This window comes from Streptomyces sp. MK37H (genome assembly GCF_018035285.1).
Lineage (GTDB): Bacteria > Actinomycetota > Actinomycetes > Streptomycetales > Streptomycetaceae > Streptomyces > Streptomyces endocoffeicus.
In genome coordinates this window covers 1-18,307 of the sequence record NZ_JAAAYH010000157.1, presented here as the reverse complement: position 1 = coordinate 18,307, position 18,307 = coordinate 1, and the positions used below count along the sequence as shown (strand labels likewise).

Below are 18,307 nucleotides of genomic sequence, written 5' to 3'. Positions count from 1 at the left end.
CCGATGCTCGTAAGTAAGTGTTCTGGAGCAAGCGGCAGGTCAGCGGGCATGGAAGTGCCCCGCCCCCGGTCGTGATCAGCCGGGGACAGGCTGGTTGGTGGCGCTCTCACCGCGCGGTGCGCGGCACTCCGGTGAAGGGGCGGACCGGGGCGGGAGCCTCAAGCGCGTCCGCTCGGCGTGGGCACGTCTGCCCATCAGGCGCGGGGCTTGTCCGGTCGGGAGCGTCGCCGATCCCGCGCGGCTGGAGGCTACGGGGGAGGATCCCCGGCCGTGCGGGCGTCGTCAGCAGCTCAGCCGGTGTCCTGGCCGGTCCTGATGAGGTAGCCGCCGAGTCCGGCGGCCACGATGAACGTGGTCAGGACCAGTGGCCCGGCGAATCGTCCCAGCCGTGCCACGGTGCGCCGCCAGCAGGCTCCCCAGCGTCCGGGGGCGCGGTGCGTGGCGGTCGCCTGGCTGGCGCTGCGGGCCGGGGGCGGCATAGCCGTGCCGTGTCCGTCCTGGGACCGTATGGGGTCTACGCGCCAGTGACGCTCAGCGGTCACGAGGAACTGCCCATGATTCAGCCCTTCTTGCTGGGTGTGGAGGATGGACCAGCGCGCGACGGGACCGGGATCGCTGTCCACCCGCCCCGACGTGGCGGGGCACGTCATGCATTCGGCGAGATAGATCCCGTCCGGCGCTCCCTGGGCGCGTTCGGCGCTGAGCATCGGGTCCGAGCCTTTAAGGATGGTTCGCGTCACTGCCACGCTCCTGGCTCGAACCGGCAGGGGCGGGTGATGATCTCCCGATAGGTGAGGTGCTCCGGGTTCGCTTTCAGGTGGCTGGTCGCCCACGCGTGCGCGGTGGCCTGATCGTCGCTGGGCTCCCCGGTCTGCTCGCACACCGCGCACTGCAGGGCGAACGTGAGCGCTTCGGCGTCAGGCTCGGTGTCGGGGACGAGCTGGAACTCACGGAAACGGTACGTGGCCCGGTTCATGCCCGCCCCCTTCCAGAGAGAGCGCTCCTCTTGCTGTGGTCGGGGTGTCGCTTGAGTAACACGGCATAGTCGGTGACCTTGCTCAGGTCCCCCGCCTGACGCGCCGCTTCCTTCTCGCGCTCCAGGCGGGCGCACTCCGCACAGTTCGTGCTCATGTCGCCCCTGCCACACGTCGTGCCTCCTCCAGCCGTCGCGCTATGTCGCACGACTGGTCGGGCGTGCACGTCTGGCACTCGGCCCGGTGCATGAGGTACGCGGCTTGAAGTTGCTCAAGGTCAGCGGCGCGGGGGTGTTCGGAGACTTCGCGCTCAGGCACGGCTCACCTCTGCCGGGCGAAGGTCTTCCGGGCGTCCCTGCCATTCCTTGCCACCGTGCCATGGTCCGCCCCGGCCCATGTAGCTAGCCAGGCGGTCGGTGGCCGTATCTCGTACCAGCGTCCCCACGTTCGGGTGATCGTGGCTACTCTTGCGCACGGCTGCCTGTCCTTTCTCTCATGTGTGCAGGTGGCCCGCGCCCCCGGACGTTCGCCCGTCGCGGGGGCACCCTTTTGGGCGCGCTGCATGTGTCCCACGAGCTTCGAGGCAGCCGACCCCCGAAAGAACCGCGAACGGGGAACCCCGCAAGCGACTTTGGGGAACCCCGTTGCGAGGAATCGGGGGCTACCCTGGGGAGATCACCTCCGTTCCTGCTAGGTGGGCCATGGACGAACGCGAGACGCAACGCGCTGGCTACCCGCTGACGATTCCTGATGCGCTTCTCGGGAGCGAGGCCATGCAGCGGGCATGCGCTACCCGGGACTTCCGGGAGATCTTCCGCCTCGTCAACAGGCGTACAGGCTCGAGCCATGCGGACATTGCCGCCGCCATCGGCAAAATGACGAGTTCCCGCGTGAGCGACATCATCCGGGGTGTCCGTGGCGTACGCGGCCAACAAGTGATCGAACGTATTTCCGACGGCTTCGGCATTCCCGGCGAAATGCTCGGACTACCGAAACGGCCATGGGAGGGTTCCCCAAATGGCATTGACGGAACCACCAACACCGGCACTACCGTCGAGGCCGTGACCGATTCCCAGGCCAAAGCGCGTACTCAGTACGTGCGGGAGAACCCCGGAAGCCTCGACCTATTGGCGGTGGCTGAACTCCGGCAACAAGTACAAACCCTGGACGCGCGCTATGTCACTGAGCCGTCTACGGCTCTAATCGCCGAAATCGGGCAGCATTTAGGGCAACTCGCGTACTGGCATACTCACACGACCACGTATGCCGTTCGCCGAGATCTCTATGCCGCGCAGGCGGAAGCCTCCACGTTAATGGGGCAATTGGTCTGGGATGCTTCGGGGAGGACCGACCACGACACCCCTCGCGCTTACTTCGCTCAAGCTGCCGAGGCGGCACGCGAATTATGCGATCCCGTTGCCGAGGGCCTGGCCTTACTACGCACTTCTTTTGTTGCCCTATATGGCGAGAAGAACCCGCGTACCGGTCTGGAAATTGCACAACGCTCCGCCGACACGGTTGAGAATACCAGCCATGTTCTTGCGGGACTGGCTGTGCTACACGCGGCCGAGGCTTACGCAATGTTGCAGCAACGCCGAGACTGCGAAAAAGCATTGAGAAACGCCGAATGGCATTTCAGTCAGGTTAGCCCCAGCGATGCTGGCGTGTCGATGTTCTCTCCTGGACAGTTCGGGCGATTGACTGGGTCTTGCTTTCTTTTCCTAAATGAAACTACTCGCGCGCAGACAGTCCTAGAGGACACAGCTAAAGAGTTGCGTGAGGGGTCAAAATCTCATGCTATCGCTCTGGGGAATCTGACTCTTGCGTACATTCGACAAAGGAAGGTAGACGAAGCTGCGAGTGCGCTCGGCAAAGCGATTGACGTTGTAGAACGCAACCGTGGCGGCGGCGGGCTGAACCTCATCTTTCAGGCAGGTCGTGAACTGCAACCATGGCGAGCCGTGCCGGTAGTGCATGAACTCAATGACCGGCTTCTGAATCTCATTGCATCCGCATAGGCAGAAAGAGGCATCGATGGATAGGGCGCAAGTTCAGCGTGCCAAACAAGCCGTCCGCGAACGCGTCTGGGCTCAGCTGGAGCCCACGCACGGGGACGTGACGGGCCGTATCCCTTCTTTCATCGGTGCGGACTCTGCCGCTGCCCGTCTCGCTGAACATCTTGCCTGGCAGGCTGCAAGCGTCATCAAGGCGGTTCCAGACAAAGCCCAGTTGCCTGTACGTGCACGGGCGCTCCAAGAGGGCAAACGGATTTATATGGCATCGCCGAAGCTGGCGACGGAGAATCCTTTCTACCTCTTGGACCCTGAAAATCTCAGTATTCCGCCGATCGAAGCCGCCGAACGGCGAACAGCAGCAAAAGTCGCGCGGCAGGTAGGCGTGCATGAGATGCCGGCCGTTGACTTGATTGTGTGTGGAAGTGTTGCCGTTAACTCAAAGGGTGTACGGCTGGGGAAAGGCGCCGGATACTCCGATATTGAAGTAGCCCTCTTGCAGGAAGCTGGCCTCATCGGCCCGAACACGCTTATTGCGACTACGGTTCACCCTCTCCAAGTGGTGAAAGAAGTGCTACCCGAGTCCGAACACGACTTTCGAGTGGACCTTATTGTTACCCCAGAAGAAACTATCGAGTGTCCACCCCACCCACGTCCCCCCGGAATCATCTGGGAACACCTTGCACCTGACTCCATCGCCGCAATTCCCGCGCTGGCCAATCGCAAGCCGAGTAACCGGTGAGAGGCTGAGCCTCCGTACATGCCATGGTGGGCGGGAACGGAGGGTCGATGCTCGACAGGACAATGCGAACGGGGAATCATGGATCAGGGATTGGCCGCCGTTCTAGGCGCGCTCGTGGGCGCGTTGGCAACGGGACGTCCCAGCCTCTACCCGAGGGGATAGAGAGCAGAGGGTTGCCGAAATTGACACAAGGGCTGAGGCCCTCCAACTCCACATGGTTGACGTGCAACTTGAGGGAACCAGCGACCTCATGAATGAGGTCGCCGAGATCATGTTCTGCGTGTCCCATCTTCAGCACATCCTGGATGACTGGGGCGATCGCTTCACCTCTGATCTGTGCTGTGAAACTCGTGAGCGTGGCCGGAGCGCGCGACGGAAAGCACCAGCCCAGGTAGCCGGCCGCTATGTCGTCGGCCTCCCGCTGCCGCTCCGGGCTGGTGGTCTCGTCCGTCCGCACCGACAGCCGGATGCACCGGACCCCGCGCAGCGTCTCAGCGGCGCCGACCCCTACCGTCGTACTTCGTCTCCATGCCCCGGGGGAAGCGCAAGGGGTGCGAGACTGCTTTGACCTGCTGCGTTACCGCCACTGTCGATCACTCCAGAACTACCCGTCTGGAGCATTGGGGAGGGGCGGGTAGGGGAAACTCTGCGCTGCCGCGTTGCCGCTTTGGGGATCCGCACACCACGCACCCACAGGACTTGGCACGGTAGGACCATGACGAGCATTGATCCGGACACACCGCCCACGGACACCTCCGAAACTTCCGACGCGCGGCCCCGCCGCGTACCCGTGGCGCAGGCCATGCGGGGCGCCGCCCGGCAGTTGGGGGAGTTGCTCGGCACCGCGCCGGAGGCGGTTTCCGCGATGCAGCCCACGCCGGACGGATGGGTGGCCGATGTGGAGGTCGTGGAGTTGGAGCGGGTGCCCGAGACCATGACCATCATGGCCACCTACCGTGTGACCCTCGACTCACAAGGGCAGCTCCTCGGCTATGAGCGGCAACACCGCTACGCCCGCGGTCAGCTCGACCGCGGACGTTAGACACCGGAGCCGGACCAGGCACGGCCGTTCTTTTGCCGGGTTTCCTCCCACGGCCTCGCGCTGGCGATGTCCGTGGCGCGGGGCCGTTCCATGTGCGCGCGCCATGTGTCACACGCGCCGGCATCGGTGAACGCCACCGCCATCGCGCCCGTATTCAGACGCGGACAGGCGACCGAGCGCGACCGAGAGGAAGCACACGTGACCGTGATGACGCAGACCGGCGGGCTGCCTGCCACCGCATCGACCGGTTCGGGGACCGGAAGCCTCTTCGACATCCTCGAACTCATCCTGGACCGTGGCCTCGTCATCGACGTGTTCATCCGGGTCTCCCTCGTCGGCATCGAGATCTTGAAGATCGACATCCGGATCGTGATCGCCAGCGTGGACACGTATCTGCGTTTCGCCGAGGCGTGCAACCGCCTCGACCTGGAATCGGGCCGCAAGGCCCCGGACAAGCTGAGCGACATCGTCGGCAACATCGTCGAGGGCGGCGCCCGGGGCAAGACCGAGGGGGCGATCAGCGGCGCCCTCGGGGCCATCAGCGATGTCTTCGACCGTGATCGCGACCGCGACGACGAGGACAAGTGACCATGTCGACCACGTCCCCGACCTCGTCCCCGTCCCCGTCCCCGTCCTCGACCCCGTCCCTCTACATCTACGCGATCACCGGGTCCGATCATCCGCTGCGGCTGGAGGGACTGCGGGCCGTGGGCGGCGTGTCCGGCGCCCTGCGCGCGGTCACCGGCGGGCCGCTGGCCTGCGTGGTGAGCCCGGCGCCGCCGGACCTGCGCCCCAAGCGCCGTGACCTCGCCGCCCACCAGGAGGTCCAGGAGCGGCTGATGGCGGACGGCGCGGTGCTGCCGATGCGGTTCGGCATGCTGGCGCCCGACGACGCCGCGGTGACGGCGGCGCTGGACGGCAAGCGCGCCGAGTACGTCCGCAGGCTCGAGGAGCTGCACGCCACCGCGGAGTTCAACCTGAAGGCGGCCCGCTCGCAGGACGATCTGCTGCGGGAGGTGCTCACCGAGTCCGATGACGCCCGGCGCCTCAACGAACGCACCCGCGACGGCGGTGGCACCTACGCGGACCGGGTGGCCCTCGGCGAGCTGGTGGCCCATCAACTGGACGCACGGCAGCGGGCGTTGGCCGACCAGGTCGTCGGGCGGCTGTCGGAGATGGCCCGCGGCAAGGTGGTGGCCTCCCCGGCCGGGGACGACTTCCTCAACGCCTCGTTCCTGGTGGAGCGGGGGCGCGCCGAGGAGTTCTCCCGGGCCGCGCGGCAGCTCGCGCAGGGCTACGGAGAGGGCTACGACTTCCGGCTGCGCGGCCCCCTGCCGCCGTACAGCTTCGTGGCCTGAGGGCGGGAGCGCCATGGGACTGCTGACCGGGCTGCTCACCTTTCCGCTGGCGCCGGTGCGCGCCACCGTCTGGGCCGCCGAGCAGATCGCCGCGGCCGCCGAGCGCGAGTACTACGACCCGGCGCCGGTCCGGCGCGCCCTGGCCGAACTGGAACAGGACCTGCTGGCCGGGCGGATCGACGAGGACGCGTACGACCGCCGTGAGGACGAGTTGCTCGACCGGTTGGCACAGCTGGAACGCCGGGAACGGCCGGACGAGCGGAGACGAGCCCCGTGACGACGACAGAACCGGTGGCGGGCAGGCTGGGCCCGCCACGCCTGCCCGCCACCCCGTACGGCCAGGGCGCCGAGGGCGCCCCGTCGCTCGCCGACATCCTGGAGCGGGTGCTGGACAAGGGCGTGGTGATCGCGGGGGACATCCGCATCAACCTGCTGGACATCGAGCTGCTCACCATCAAGCTCCGGCTGCTCGTGGCCTCCGTCGACAAGGCGAAGGAGATGGGCATCGACTGGTGGGAGCACGATCCGTCGCTGTCCTCCCGGGCCCGTACCAGGGCCGTACAGGACGACGACGCGGAGCGGTCCCTCACCGAGGAGAACGCCCGGCTGCGCGCCGAGATCGCGGCGCTGCGGGCACGGGCCGAGGACAGGAGCGTGGACGGTTGACCGAGAGCGCACGGCGACAGCACATGGTGTACGCCTACGCGGTGCTGCGCCCCACCCCGGAGGCCGCGCGGGCGGTGGCCACGCTGCGCGGGGTGGCGGACGAGCAGGTGGGACTCGTGGAGACCGGGGATCTGGCGGCGGCCGTCGGCCCAGTCCCGGCCGAGGAGTTCGAGGAGGGCGCGCTGCGGGCGGGCCTGGAGGAGTTGCCCCGGCTGGAGGCGCTGGCCCGCGGCCACCACGGGGTGGTGGCGGGGCTGGCGCCGCTGGGCGCCGTACTGCCGCTGCGGCTGGCCACCGTCTACCGGGACGAGGACCGGGTGCGGCGGGTCCTCCAGGAGCGTCGCGACCAGTTCCTGCCGCTGCTGGAGCGGCTCGCCGGGCATGTCGAATGGGGCGTCAAGGTCTACACCGACCCCACGGACTCCCTGGCGGGGGACGCGGCGGTGCGCGCCGAGGCCACGGGCGGGGAGGCGGCCCTCAGCCCGGGCCGGGCCTATCTCGCCGCCCGCCGCCGGCGCCGGCGCGGCGTCGAGGAAGCCTGGCAGACGGCGGCGCGGACGGCCGCGCGCATCGCCGAGGAGGCCGGGGGCGTGGCGGTGGGCAGGGTCGCCCATCGGCCGCAGCGCGGCGAACTCGCCCAGGTGGCCGGCGGCGAGACGGCGGGCGGCGGGAAGCCCGGTGGCGAGAACATCGCCAACGACGCGTATCTGGTGCCCGCCGACCGCGCCGAGGAGTTCCGCTCCCGCGTCCTGGCCGCCGCCGAGGGGCAGCCCGGGGTGCGCGTCGAGGTGACCGGCCCCTGGGCGCCGTACTCCTTCGCCCTTCCGCCCGAGCCTGATCCGGCCGCCCGGCCGGAGCCCGTATGAGCGGGGCGCTGGACGAGGGCCGTATGAGCGGTGCGCTGGACGAGGCCCGTATGCGCGGCGGCGCGCTGGACGAGGAGGACGCACGGGCGTTCGCCGGCCGCGAGGTCGCCCTGATCGACCTGCTGGACCGGCTGCTCCAGGGCGGGGTCGTGCTCACCGGGGACCTCGTCCTGTCCATCGCGGACGTCGATCTCGTACGGATCGACCTGCGCGCGGTCATCGCTCCGGTCGACGCCGAACACCCCACCCCACTGCTGCCCTGACGCAAGGCCCCGACGAAAGGAAACCCGCGCATGTCAGCCCCCTCCGGCGCCGCCGCCCAGCGGCTGCGCACCGACGCGGACACGGTCGAGCGCGATCTGGCCAAGCTGGTGCTGACCGTGGTCGAGCTGCTGCGTCAGCTGATGGAGCGCCAGGCGCTCCACCGCGTCGACAAGGGCGATCTGACGGAGGAGCAGGAGGAGCGCGTCGGCATGACGCTGATGATCCTCCAGCAGCGCATGGAGGAGATGTGCGCCCGTCACGGCCTGCGGACGGAGGACCTCAACCTCGACCTCGGCCCGCTCGGCACCCTGCTCTCCCCGGCGGGCTCCCCGGCGGGCTCCCCGGCGGGCCCGCCCTCCCGGTGAGAAGCCGCGCCCTCCCCTTGAGAAACCCCGCTTGAGAAACCCCGCGCGCCCGCTCAGCCCTTGCGCGGCCGCGGCTCGGACCGGTCGATCAACTGCCCCCTCAGCACGGTCAGTTGGTGGGACGCCTCGACCGCCCGGGCCTCGTCCAGGGAGGCGAGCGCCAGCACGAGGGTGTCCATGACGACGATCCCCGCCAGGGATTCCGCGGTGATTCCGGTGGGTGTGTGCGGGGCGCTGATCACCACATCGGCGTGGGTGGCCAGCGGCCCCGTGGGAACGTCGGTGACCAGCACGACGCCCGCGCCAACGGCCCGCGCCCGATCCGTGAGCACGGTGAACTCCCGCAGCCGGCGGCCGGGATGGAGGATCACCACCGCGTCCCCGCGGCCGAGGCTCAGCAGTTCGTCGGCCATGGTGAAACCGGTGGCGCCGACGAAGCGCGCCCGGCGGCCGGCCCGGCGCAGCTTGAGCACCAGATGCCGGGCGGCCGGCTCCGAGGCGCCGACGCCGTAGGCGACCACCTCACGTGCGTCCGCCAGCGTTTGCACCGCTTGCTTCAGCACATCTGTCTCCAGTAGGCGGCGGCACTGGTCGAGACGCTCCGCGGCCTCGTCGAAGACCCGGTCCTTGATCTCGTCCAGGTCGTGGCCGACGCGGGCGATGCGCTGCTTGAGCCGCTCCTCGGGGGCGGTCTCGGAGGTGAAGCCGGCGGCCAGCTCCCTCTTGAGCGCGGGCAGTCCGGCGTAGCCGAGGCGCTGCAGGGCGCGGACGACGGTGGCGTTGCTCGTGCCACTGGCCGCACCCAGCTCCTGTGCGCTCGCGAAGAGCAGATTCTCCGGCGGGGCGCTGACCAGGTACTGGGCCACCACCCGCTCGGAAGCGGACAGCTCACCCCACATATCACGGACCGCGGCGGCCAGCCGTGTCGTCCCGGTAACGCTTTTCGGTTCGCTCATTACAGCTATTGACTTCCCTGTGGCGGACATTACTATCTGGGCTCACCGTTCCAAGAACGCTGATTTCTGAAACAAACATTACAGCCCCTCGTGGGTCCCGGCCTCAGAACACAGGAGTGCCATGACAGCCGCCACCATCCCCACCGTCGAGATCTCCGGCCCGCCGGCCGAGCGCGGCCGCCAGTACGGCGAGGCGGCGCGCGACAGAATCGGCGGGGCGCTCGCCTACTACGAGGAGGCGTTCGGCGAATCCTCGGGGCTCACCTGGGACCAGGTCACCGCGCGCGCCGAGCGCTGGCTGGAGCCGGTGCGCGCCTACGCCCCCGAACTCGTCGAGGAGATGGGCGGGATCGCCGAGGGGGCGGGCGTCGGGCTCCTGGACGTGCTCGCGCTCAACGCCCGCGGCGAGATCATCTACGACCAGACCTTCGCCCGGATGCGGGCCCGGGCGGACGCCGTCGCGGACGTCACGGACGACCGGGAGGTGACCGACGGCTGCACGTCCTTCGCCGTACTGGGCGAGGCGAGCGGCGACGGCCATGTCTACTGCGGCCAGAACTGGGACTGGCGGGCGGGCGTCGCGGACACCGTCCTGATGCTCCGGATCGTCCAGCCCCCGCACCCCACCGTGATCATGCAGGTGGAGGCCGGGCAGATCGGCCGCCAGGGCGCCAACTCCGCGGGCATCGCCCTCAACGCCAACGGCCTCGGCGGCCGGTTCGACGACGCCGTGGGGCTGCCCCAGACCGTGATCCGCCGCCGGGTCCTGGACAGCCAGTCGATCAGCGACGCGGTCGACGTGTTGTGCCGCACCCGCGGCCACATCGCCAGCAACGCCCTGCTGACCTGCCGCGAGGGCTTCGCCCTCGACCTGGAGACCACTCCGGGCGCACACGGCTGGATGTATCCGACGCAGGGGCTGCTCGTCCACGGCAACCACTACCAGACCACCGTCCCCGTCCAGCTCGCGGCCCGCTACCGCCCCGAGTCCTCCGACTCCCTGATCCGGGTGCCCCGGGCCGAGGCCGGGCTGCGCCGGCTGCGCGACGCCGGCGCGCCGGACGAGTCCCGCAAGCTGATCCACCAGGCCATGTCCGACCACCTCGGCCACCCCGAGGGCCTGTGCACCCACCCCGACCCCCGGCAGCCCGAGGTCAAGTGGTGGACGACGCTGCTGTCCTCCTGCGTGGACCTGACCACCGGTGACTATCACGTGACCCCCGGAACCCCCTGCGACCACGAGTACCAGCACCTGCCCTGGAACCTCTACGACGGTCCGCACGCCCCCAACTGACGCCTCCCCTCACGTCCGCACGAACGACCAGAGAGCCTGCCATGAGAACCAAGCTCTGTACCACCGCAGTCGGCCTCGTGGGTGCCCTGCTGTTCACCGCAGGGTGCTCCGGGGCGACCTCCGGGTCCGGCGGCGCGTCCGTCGACCCCGCGAAGCTCAAGCTCACCGACACCACCCCGAAGGCATCCGGCGCGGTCACCACGGTGAACTGGCTCGTGGAGCAGGAGCCCGCCACCCTGGACATGGACGCCCAGGGCGGCAGCAGCACCCGTACCGTGCTGGCCAACATCTGCGAGCGGCTGCTCCTGCTCAGGCCCGATATGACCACCGCGCCGCGGCTGGCGGAGAAGGCCGAGTACACCGGCGACAAGAAGCTCGTCCTCACCCTCCGCGACGACGTCACCTTCCACGACGGCGCCCGGATGACCGCCGACGACGTGGTGTGGAGCCTCAAGCGGCACGCCCGGCCGGAGATGAACGAGTCGGACGAGTACGAGGACGTCGACACGATCGCCAAGACCGGCGCGAACCAGGTCACCGTCACCTTCAAGAAGCCGAGCGCCCTGTTCACCAAGGCCCTCGCCGGTGACGCCGGGATCATCATGGAGCGCAAGGCGGTGGAGAAGCAGGGCGACGACTTCGGCACCTCCGGCCACCCCGACGCCTGCACCGGACCGTACCGGCTGAAGAGCTGGAACTCCGGCTCCTCCCTCACCATCGAGCGCTCCGCGGACTACTGGGACAAGAGCGTCCGCCCGCTGACGAAGGAGGTCGTCTTCCGCTGGGCCTCCGGCAGCGCCCTGGTCAACTCCATCTCCACGGGCGCCGCGGACGGCGCCTATCTGACCGCCACCGGCCCCGCCGCCGTGCTGTCCAAGAAGAAGGGGGTGCGCGCCTACTACGGGCAGTCCACCACCGCCTGGTCGCTCAGCCCCACCAACAGCGGCGCGCTGGGGGACGCCCGGCTGCGCAAGGCGCTCTCGCTGGCCATGGACCGCGAGGGCATCGCCAAGTCCGGCTTCAACGGCCTCGCCGAACCCTGGGCGACCCCGGTGGGCCCCGGGGCCTGGGGTTATGAGAAGGCCGCGTTCCAGAAGGCGCAGAAGGACCTCGAACACTCCACCGCCTACACCGCCTCGCCCTCCGCGGACGACATCGACCGGGCGAAGAAGCTGGTCGAGCGGGCCGGGGCGCCCTCGAAGCCGATCGTCGTCTCCAGCGACGGCAGCGAGAGCCAGACGGTCATCACCAACGCGGTGCGCGGCGCGGCCCAGAAGATCGGGCTGAAGGTCACCGTCAAGACGATCGCGTCGAGCCGTTACGACGAGTTCTTCTCCGACCCCAAGTCCCGGAACGGCTTCGACCTGATCCCGGTCGACTGGTACATCTCCAAGGCCGACCCGGCGGGCTTCTACGACAACGGCATATCCGGCAACGCCAACAACTGGCTCGGCTACTCGGACAAGGGCTACGACGCCCTCGTCGGCAAGGCCCAGCAGACCATCGACGACCGCGAGCGCGCGAAGCTGGTCATCGACGCGCAGACCAAGTTCGCCGACGACGCGGTGTGGATCCCCCTGGTGCAGGTGCCGTCGGTGATGGTGCTCGGCGACAAGTACACCGGCGCGCCGGCGTCCATGGTGTCGATGTACTACCCGTGGGCCGCCGATCTCGGCACGAAGAAGGGCTGACACCATGATCCGCGGACTGCCGCGGCGGATCGCCGGCCTGTTCGCCACGCTGCTCGCCGCCTCGTTCATCATCTTCGCCGCCGTCTACGCGGCCCCCGGGGACCCCGCCGTCCTCCTCTCCGGCAGCCGACAGGAGCTCACCCCGGAGAAGCTCGCGGCGGTCCGCGCGGAGCACCACCTCGACGATCCGCTCGTCGTCCAGTACGGCCGGTGGCTGTGGGACGGTCTCCAGGGCGACCTGGGCCGGTCGTTCCAGTACCGCGACCATGTGGCCGACCTGATCGGTGCGCGGCTGCCGACCACCCTGGAGCTCGTCGCCTACGCCACGGTGTTCTTCGTGGTGCTGGGCGTCGGCTCCGGAGTGCTGGCGGCGCTGCGCCGCGGCTGGGTGGACTCGGCGGTGGTCGGCGGCACCACGCTCGCCGCCTCGGTGCCCGCCTTCGTGGCGGCCATCGCGCTGGTCTCCCTGTTCGGGGTGCGTCTTGGCTGGTTCCCGGTGACGGGCCAGGGCGAGGGGCTCACCGGGCGGCTGCACCATCTCACGCTCCCCGCGTTCGCCCTCGCCCTCAGCGCCCTCGCCGTGATCAGCCGGGTCACCCGGCAGGCCATGGCCGAGGCGTACGCCTCCGACCATGTGGAGGCGGCCCGCGCCTCCGGACAGTCGGAACGCCAGATCGTCGTCCAGCATGTGCTGCGCAACGCGCTCGGCCCGATCGTCACCATGTGCGGGCTCGTCATGGCGGGCATGCTCGCCGGAACGGTGGTGGTCGAGACCGCCTTCGGGCTCAGCGGGATCGGCTCACTGCTGGTGAGCGCGATCACCACGCATGACTTCCCGGTCACCCAGGCGGTGCTGCTGCTGATGGTCATCGGCTATGTCGTGGTGACGACGCTGGTCGACCTGGTCCACCCCCTGATCGACCCCCGGGTCTCGCCCGGCGGGCAGCCGAGGGGACGCAAGCCGGAAGGAAAGACCGCATGACGACGGTGACGGCCGGGGCGCTGATCCCGGTGCGGGTACGGGCCCGGCGCCCGGTGCCGGTGATGATCGCGGGCGGCTTCCTCGCCCTGGTCGTGGTGGCGGCGGTGTGCGCTCCCCTGATCGCCCCGCACGCGCCCGACGCGGTCGACCTGTCCGCCTCGCTCGCGGGGACCACCTCCCAGCATCCGCTGGGCACCGACGCCTCGGGGCAGGACCTGCTCTCCCGGGTGCTGTACGGCACCCGGTCGAGCCTGCTGGCACCCCTGGCGCTGCTCGCGCTGGCCGCGCTGCTCGGCGTGACCATGGGCACGGTCGCGGCGTGGCGCGGCGGCTGGGTGGACACCCTGCTCTCGCGGGTGACCGATGTGATGTACGCCTTCCCGGGGCTGCTGTTCGTGGTCCTGGTGATCGCGGTCTTCGGCGACGGCCTCACCACGTCGATCATCGCCCTGGGGCTCGCGTACGCGCCCACCATCGCGCGGTACACCCGCAGCCTCGCCCTCGCCGAGCGGTCCAAGCCGTATATCGACGCCTACCGGGTGCAGGGCATGAGCGGGACCCGGATCTGCGTGCGCCATCTGGTGCCCAATCTGGCCGGGGCGATCGTCGGCTATCTCGTGGTGCTCTTCGGCGAGGGGCTGATGAGCCTGGCCACCCTCAGCTATCTGGGCTTCGGCGCCGGATCGCCCTCGATCGACTGGGGGCTGATGGTGCAGGAGGGGCAGGACGCCGTGGTGCGGGGGGCGCTGCTGCCGGCCCTCGTACCGGGCACGGCCATCGCCGCCGTCGTGGTGGCCTTCAACATCGTCGGGGTCTGGGTCTCGGACCGGCTGGGCAAGGGGAGGTAGGCGGCGATGCTGCTGGACATCGAGGATCTCACCATCGAACTGCCGGCCGGTGCGGCCGCCCGGCCGATGCTCGCCGAGGTGTCGCTGAGGGTCGGCCGGGGCGAAGTGGTCGGCCTGGTGGGCGAGTCCGGCTCGGGCAAGTCCACGACGGCGCGGGCGGTGCTGCGCATGCTCCCCGAGGGGGCGCGGGCCTCCGGCTCGGTACGGGTGGACGGCGAGGACGTGCTCGCCATGGACCCGGCCCGGCTGCGCCGGCACCGGTCCCGCACCGTCTCCATGATCTTCCAGGACCCGCGTTCGGCGATGAACCCGGTCCGCCGGATCGGCGACTTCCTCACCGATCCGCTCACCCGGGTCCTGGGCCTGTCCCGGCGCGACGCGGTGGCGAAGGCGACGGAGCTGCTGGCCTCGGTGGGGCTGTCCGCCCCCGAGCGCCGGATGCGGCAGCGCCCGCACGAGCTGTCGGGCGGGATGCTGCAACGGGTCGTGATCGCCGCCGCCCTGTCCACCGACCCCGACCTCCTCCTCGCCGACGAGGCGACGAGCGCGCTGGACGCGACCACCCAGGCGGAGGTCCTGGCCCTGCTGCGGTCCATCCAGGAGGAGCGGCGGCGGGCCGGCAGCGGCCTCGGGACGCTCTTCATCACCCACGACCTGCCGCTCGCGGCCGCCTACTGCGACCGCGTGTATGTGATGTACGCGGGCCGTGTGGTGGAGCAGCAGCCCGCCCACGGGCTGTTCGCCGACCCCAAACACCCCTACACCCGCGGTCTGCTGGAATGCTCGCCCAGCCTGGGGGACGACCGCGAACCGCGGCCCATCCCCGGCCGCCCGCCCTCCCTGTCCGACGCCCTCACCGGCTGCCCCTTCCTCCCGCGCTGCGCACGGGCCGAGGCGGAGTGCGAGACCTGGGCGCCGGTGGCCGTCCCGTTCGGCGGCGACGGCGACGGATCGGATGAGGACGGCTTCGCGGACGGCGGCTCCGCGGCCTGCCGCCGACTGGAACTCGTATCGAGGAGCAGCGCATGACCGAGCCCGCACTCGTCGTACAGGGGCTGCGCAAGAGCTATGCGCTCCCGGGCGGTGGCCGGACCACGGCCGTGGACGACGTCTCGTTCTCCGTCCCGGCGGGCGGCTCGCTGGGCATCGTCGGGGAGTCCGGCTCCGGCAAGACCACGGTGGCCCGGATCCTGGTGGACCTGGTGCGCCCGGACGCGGGGACCATCACGGTGAACGGGCGGGAGCGCACACCGGGCCGGCGGGGCGGCGGACGGCTACTCGGCCCTGGTGCGCGCCGGGCCGCACGGCTGGGCCGCGCCCGCGAGATCCAGATCGTCTTCCAGGACCCGTACGTATCGCTCGATCCGCGCCTGACCGCGCGTCAGTGCCTGCACACCGCCCTGCGGCTGCACGGCCGGTACGAGGGGCAGGCCGCCGCCGGCCGGATCGAGGAGCTGCTGGACCAGGTGGGCCTGGGCAAGCGGGAGGGCGACGCGCGCCCGCGCGGTCTGTCGGGCGGGCAGCGCCAGCGGCTGGCCATCGCCCGTGCGCTCGCCGTGGAACCCGAGGTGCTGGTGCTGGACGAGGCGGTGGCGGCGCTGGACGTGTCCATCCAGGCGCAGATCCTCCGGTTGCTCGCCGACATCCGCCGGGAGACCGGTGTGGCCCTGGTCTTCGTCAGCCATGACCTGGCCGTCGTACGCCACATCACGGACGACACGCTGGTGATGCGGCGCGGCCGCGCGGTCGAGACGGGCCAGACGGCCCGGGTGCTGGACACCCCGGAGGACCCGTACACCCGGCTGCTCCTGTCGTCGGTGCCGCACGACGGCTGGGACCCGGCGGAGACGGTACGGCTGCGCGCGGAACTCGCCGAGCTTTGACCGTGACCGGCCGGCCGGATCCGGCACCGCATGGGCCGGGCCCCAGATGTCCGGCGGAGCGGCGGCCCTGCCCGTACGGATGGCGAGGGCCGCCGCCCTGTGGTACTCGTCAACCATGGGGCGGGGCCTCCTCATGTCTGGTCGACAGATTTGGGTGGCAGCGTCCGGCAAGAGCCCCTGACATACGAGGTCAGGAAGCCGAGCGCGAAGCTCAGCACCGGTCATGTCCGGTCGCGGTAGCGTTGTGGACTGATCCCGCGTGCGCGCTTGAAAGCGGTGCTGAGCGCGAATGCGCTGCCATAACCAACCTGACGGGCTACGGAGCCGATCGTGGCGTCCGACTCCCTGAGAAGATCGGCGGCCAGGTCGATTCGCCACTCGGCGAGGTATGCCATTGGTGGCACACCAATGAGGTCGGTGAATCGGCGGGCCAATGTCGCTCGGGACACCCCGGTCCGCCCGGCGAGCGCGGCCACCGTCCAGGGATGGCCCGGGTGGCCGTGTATGAGCCGCAGGACGGTCCCGACAACGGGATCCCCGTTGGCTCGATACCAGGCCGACGCTTCGGCATCGGGCCGGGAGAACCATGCGCGGAGGCTTGCGACCAGCAAGAGATCCAGAAATCGATCGAGTACGAGATCCTGGCCCGGCTCGTTTCGCACGGTCTCCTCAGCGAGTAGCGACACCATCGCCGATTCGACGTGGGCGGCCCCGGGGATGACCAGAAGCGGCGGCAACGCGCTGAGCAGGTGCGTAGCGATCTCGCCCCGTCCCCGGTACTTGCCGATCAGCAGCACCGACGAACCATCCGCGCCGTCGTCGCGAGTCCGCACGCCGTTGACCCAGGTGCGCGCACCCATGCCCGCGACCTCGGGCAGCTCCGTGCCGGCCGAGGTTGTCCGTCGGGGGCCGGGCTGAATGACCACCTGGATCGGAGTGCGGGGATTATCGGCGAAGGTAAACGCGTCCGGGCCACGCGCGATCGCGATATCGCCTGCGTCCAGTCGCACCGCGTCACCAGTGCTGGGCACAACCCAGGGCATCCCTCGCAGGATGGCCACTACGCTGAGTGGTGCCCCGTCTCGCACCTGCACCGACCAGGGTGGGTTCTGGACGGTCCGCAGCACGAATGCGCCCCTGGCCCTGACTCCGTCCAACAAGGTCGACAAAGGGTCCACCGGCGCAGTGTAAGACGCACGATGATGGACCTGCGAGGCTCGACCATGGCCCGTAGTCCGGCATGCCGGTGGACTGTGGAACATGACATTGACTGCGCGAACAACATTGGTCCTCGCGGGAACAGGCAAGACTGGACGCCGGGTCGTGTCCGGGCTCGTAGCGCGTGATGTGCCGGTACGGGTTGGCTCACGGCGTGCTGAGCCGCCGTTCGACTGGCAGGACGACACCACGTGGGAACCGGCCCTGCGAGGCGCGGACGCGGCTTATGTGGCCTTCTATCCTGATGCGGCGTTCCCTGGCGCGGCCAGGATCGTGGGTTCCTTCGCGGACCTCGCGGTGGCTTGCGGCGTCCGGCGTCTTGTCTTGCTCGCTGACCGTGGTGCCGCCGAGGCCGAGCGGTGCGAAAAGGCGGTGCGGGAGTCGGGTGCGGAGTGGACCATCGTGCGGGCGGGGTTCATCACGCAGAACTTCAGCGAGGCGTTCCTCGTAGAACTGCTCCGGGCCGGTGTGGTGTCACTTCCGGTCAGCGATGCGGCGGAACCGTTCACCGACGCAGAGGACATCGCGGATGTCGCCGTCGCGGCGCTGACCGAGAACGGTCATGCCGGCCAGATCCACGAAGTGACCGGGCCACGACTGCTCACCTTCGCCGATGCCGTCGGCGAGATAGCGAGGGTGACCCGCAGGGAGATTCGTTATCTGCCGGTCACACTTGAGCAGTTCGTCTCATCGCTGACCGGACGAGGTGTGTCGACCGAGTACGCGACGCGACTGGCAAACCTGATGGTCGAGGTCTTCGACGGCCGCAGGGCCAACGTGACCGACACCGTCGAGCGCATTCTCGGCCGACCACCCCATGACTTCGCGGAGTACGCCCGCAAGACCGCCGCTACCGGTGTATGGGATGCCCGTGCTGAGTCCTCCGATGGAGCCTGACGGGGCCGGGAGAGCCCGGCGACCGTGATCAGCCGGGGCGCGAGTCCGGCTCCGCCCACACCGTCTTGCCCACCGGATGGTGCGGCTCGGCGCCCCAGCGGTCGGCGAGCGCCTCCACCAGCAGCAGGCCGCGACCGGTTTCACGGTCCGGGGGAGGGGTCGGCTGGAGGGCACACACGGCTGAGCCGGTGGCGCGCCCGTGAACTCATCGCGGGCGCGCCATCGACACCAGGGCATCGGCGGACGCAG

General features: G+C 69.6%; 21 protein-coding genes and 1 pseudogene. 17 read left to right on the top strand and 5 right to left on the bottom strand.

Features of this window, described 5'->3' with window-relative positions:
• Positions 1 to 290: 290 nt before the first annotated feature.
• Together GWI24_RS22175 and GWI24_RS22170 are read right to left on the bottom strand one after the other, a co-directional pair.
• Entirely contained in the window at positions 291 to 707 is a 417-nt protein-coding gene (locus GWI24_RS22175) for a hypothetical protein (protein ID WP_247616716.1), read from the bottom strand.
• 29 nt (positions 708 to 736) lie between these two features.
• Complete coding sequence (locus tag GWI24_RS22170) at positions 737 to 976, bottom strand: hypothetical protein (protein ID WP_210947664.1); 240 nt, start codon at positions 974 to 976, stop codon at positions 737 to 739.
• Positions 977 to 1,675: 699 nt separating this feature from the next.
• Here GWI24_RS22170 and GWI24_RS22165 point away from each other — a divergent pair.
• From GWI24_RS22165 to GWI24_RS22120, 10 genes are all read left to right on the top strand, one after another.
• Positions 1,676 to 2,992 (top strand): transcriptional regulator, encoded by a 1,317-nt coding sequence (locus tag GWI24_RS22165; RefSeq protein WP_247616715.1) that lies wholly within the window; start codon positions 1,676 to 1,678, stop codon positions 2,990 to 2,992.
• 16 nt (positions 2,993 to 3,008) lie between these two features.
• Positions 3,009 to 3,728 carry a 5-formyltetrahydrofolate cyclo-ligase gene (locus GWI24_RS22160; protein WP_210947663.1) on the top strand — a complete coding sequence of 240 codons (720 nt, stop codon included), beginning with the start codon at positions 3,009 to 3,011 and terminating at the stop codon, positions 3,726 to 3,728.
• A gap of 715 nt (positions 3,729 to 4,443) precedes the next feature.
• Positions 4,444 to 4,770, top strand: a complete 327-nt coding sequence (locus tag GWI24_RS22155; RefSeq protein ID WP_210947662.1) for a gas vesicle protein — start codon at positions 4,444 to 4,446, stop codon at positions 4,768 to 4,770.
• Positions 4,771 to 4,977: 207 nt separating this feature from the next.
• The gene (gvpJ, locus tag GWI24_RS22150) at positions 4,978 to 5,358 is read left to right on the top strand and encodes a gas vesicle protein GvpJ (RefSeq protein ID WP_210947669.1); all 381 of its coding nucleotides are present in this window, start codon (positions 4,978 to 4,980) and stop codon (positions 5,356 to 5,358) included.
• Positions 5,359 to 5,360: 2 nt separating this feature from the next.
• Positions 5,361 to 6,128: a GvpL/GvpF family gas vesicle protein gene (locus GWI24_RS22145; protein ID WP_210947661.1), complete on the top strand. Its 768-nt coding sequence runs from the start codon at positions 5,361 to 5,363 to the stop codon at positions 6,126 to 6,128.
• Positions 6,129 to 6,141: 13 nt separating this feature from the next.
• Entirely contained in the window at positions 6,142 to 6,405 is a 264-nt protein-coding gene (locus GWI24_RS22140) for a gas vesicle protein GvpG (RefSeq protein ID WP_210947660.1), read from the top strand.
• Complete coding sequence (locus tag GWI24_RS22135; RefSeq protein ID WP_308343914.1) at positions 6,402 to 6,794, top strand: gas vesicle protein; 393 nt, start codon at positions 6,402 to 6,404, stop codon at positions 6,792 to 6,794. The genes GWI24_RS22140 and GWI24_RS22135 overlap by 4 nt, the downstream gene beginning before the upstream one ends.
• On the top strand, positions 6,791 to 7,660 hold the full coding sequence (locus tag GWI24_RS22130; RefSeq protein ID WP_247616714.1) for a GvpL/GvpF family gas vesicle protein: 870 nt from the start codon (positions 6,791 to 6,793) through the stop codon (positions 7,658 to 7,660). The genes GWI24_RS22135 and GWI24_RS22130 overlap by 4 nt, the downstream gene beginning before the upstream one ends.
• Complete coding sequence (locus GWI24_RS22125) at positions 7,657 to 7,923, top strand: gas vesicle protein (protein ID WP_374103329.1); 267 nt, start codon at positions 7,657 to 7,659, stop codon at positions 7,921 to 7,923. The genes GWI24_RS22130 and GWI24_RS22125 overlap by 4 nt, the downstream gene beginning before the upstream one ends.
• Before the next feature lie 30 nt (positions 7,924 to 7,953).
• Positions 7,954 to 8,289, top strand: coding sequence for a gas vesicle protein K (locus tag GWI24_RS22120; protein WP_210947659.1), 336 nt, complete (start codon positions 7,954 to 7,956; stop codon positions 8,287 to 8,289).
• A 53-nt stretch (positions 8,290 to 8,342) separates the two neighbouring features.
• On the opposite strand, the gene GWI24_RS22115 is transcribed toward GWI24_RS22120, so the two are convergent.
• On the bottom strand, positions 8,343 to 9,245 hold the full coding sequence (locus GWI24_RS22115) for a MurR/RpiR family transcriptional regulator (protein WP_210947658.1): 903 nt from the start codon (positions 9,243 to 9,245) through the stop codon (positions 8,343 to 8,345).
• 121 nt (positions 9,246 to 9,366) lie between these two features.
• On the opposite strand from GWI24_RS22115, the gene GWI24_RS22110 reads away from it, so the two are divergent.
• From GWI24_RS22110 to GWI24_RS22085, 6 genes are read left to right on the top strand one after another with little or no spacing between them, the layout of a single operon-like run.
• A complete protein-coding gene (locus tag GWI24_RS22110; protein WP_210947657.1) occupies positions 9,367 to 10,539 on the top strand; it encodes a C45 family peptidase in 1,173 nt (390 codons plus the stop codon).
• 41 nt (positions 10,540 to 10,580) lie between these two features.
• Positions 10,581 to 12,230: an ABC transporter substrate-binding protein gene (locus tag GWI24_RS22105; protein ID WP_210947656.1), complete on the top strand. Its 1,650-nt coding sequence runs from the start codon at positions 10,581 to 10,583 to the stop codon at positions 12,228 to 12,230.
• Between the two features lie 4 nt (positions 12,231 to 12,234).
• Positions 12,235 to 13,212: an ABC transporter permease gene (locus GWI24_RS22100; RefSeq protein WP_210947655.1), complete on the top strand. Its 978-nt coding sequence runs from the start codon at positions 12,235 to 12,237 to the stop codon at positions 13,210 to 13,212.
• Positions 13,209 to 14,060, top strand: coding sequence for an ABC transporter permease (locus GWI24_RS22095; protein WP_210947654.1), 852 nt, complete (start codon positions 13,209 to 13,211; stop codon positions 14,058 to 14,060). The genes GWI24_RS22100 and GWI24_RS22095 overlap by 4 nt, the downstream gene beginning before the upstream one ends.
• 6 nt (positions 14,061 to 14,066) lie before the next feature.
• Complete coding sequence (locus tag GWI24_RS22090) at positions 14,067 to 15,089, top strand: ABC transporter ATP-binding protein (protein WP_210947653.1); 1,023 nt, start codon at positions 14,067 to 14,069, stop codon at positions 15,087 to 15,089.
• The gene (locus GWI24_RS22085) at positions 15,086 to 15,943 is read left to right on the top strand and encodes an ABC transporter ATP-binding protein (protein ID WP_210947652.1); all 858 of its coding nucleotides are present in this window, start codon (positions 15,086 to 15,088) and stop codon (positions 15,941 to 15,943) included. The genes GWI24_RS22090 and GWI24_RS22085 overlap by 4 nt, the downstream gene beginning before the upstream one ends.
• A 221-nt stretch (positions 15,944 to 16,164) precedes the next feature.
• Here GWI24_RS22085 and GWI24_RS22080 read toward each other — a convergent pair whose 3' ends face one another.
• Positions 16,165 to 17,121, bottom strand: a complete 957-nt coding sequence (locus GWI24_RS22080; RefSeq protein WP_210947651.1) for an AraC family transcriptional regulator — start codon at positions 17,119 to 17,121, stop codon at positions 16,165 to 16,167.
• 82 nt (positions 17,122 to 17,203) lie between these two features.
• Here GWI24_RS22080 and GWI24_RS22075 point away from each other — a divergent pair, with 82 nt between their 5' ends.
• Positions 17,204 to 18,058 carry an NAD(P)H-binding protein gene (locus GWI24_RS22075; protein ID WP_210947650.1) on the top strand — a complete coding sequence of 285 codons (855 nt, stop codon included), beginning with the start codon at positions 17,204 to 17,206 and terminating at the stop codon, positions 18,056 to 18,058.
• Positions 18,059 to 18,086: 28 nt separating this feature from the next.
• Here the strand turns inward: GWI24_RS22075 and GWI24_RS22070 are convergent.
• Positions 18,087 to 18,215 (bottom strand): annotated as a pseudogene (locus tag GWI24_RS22070) (ATP-binding protein); the annotation flags it as partial.
• Between the last annotated feature and the right edge of the window lie 92 nt (positions 18,216 to 18,307).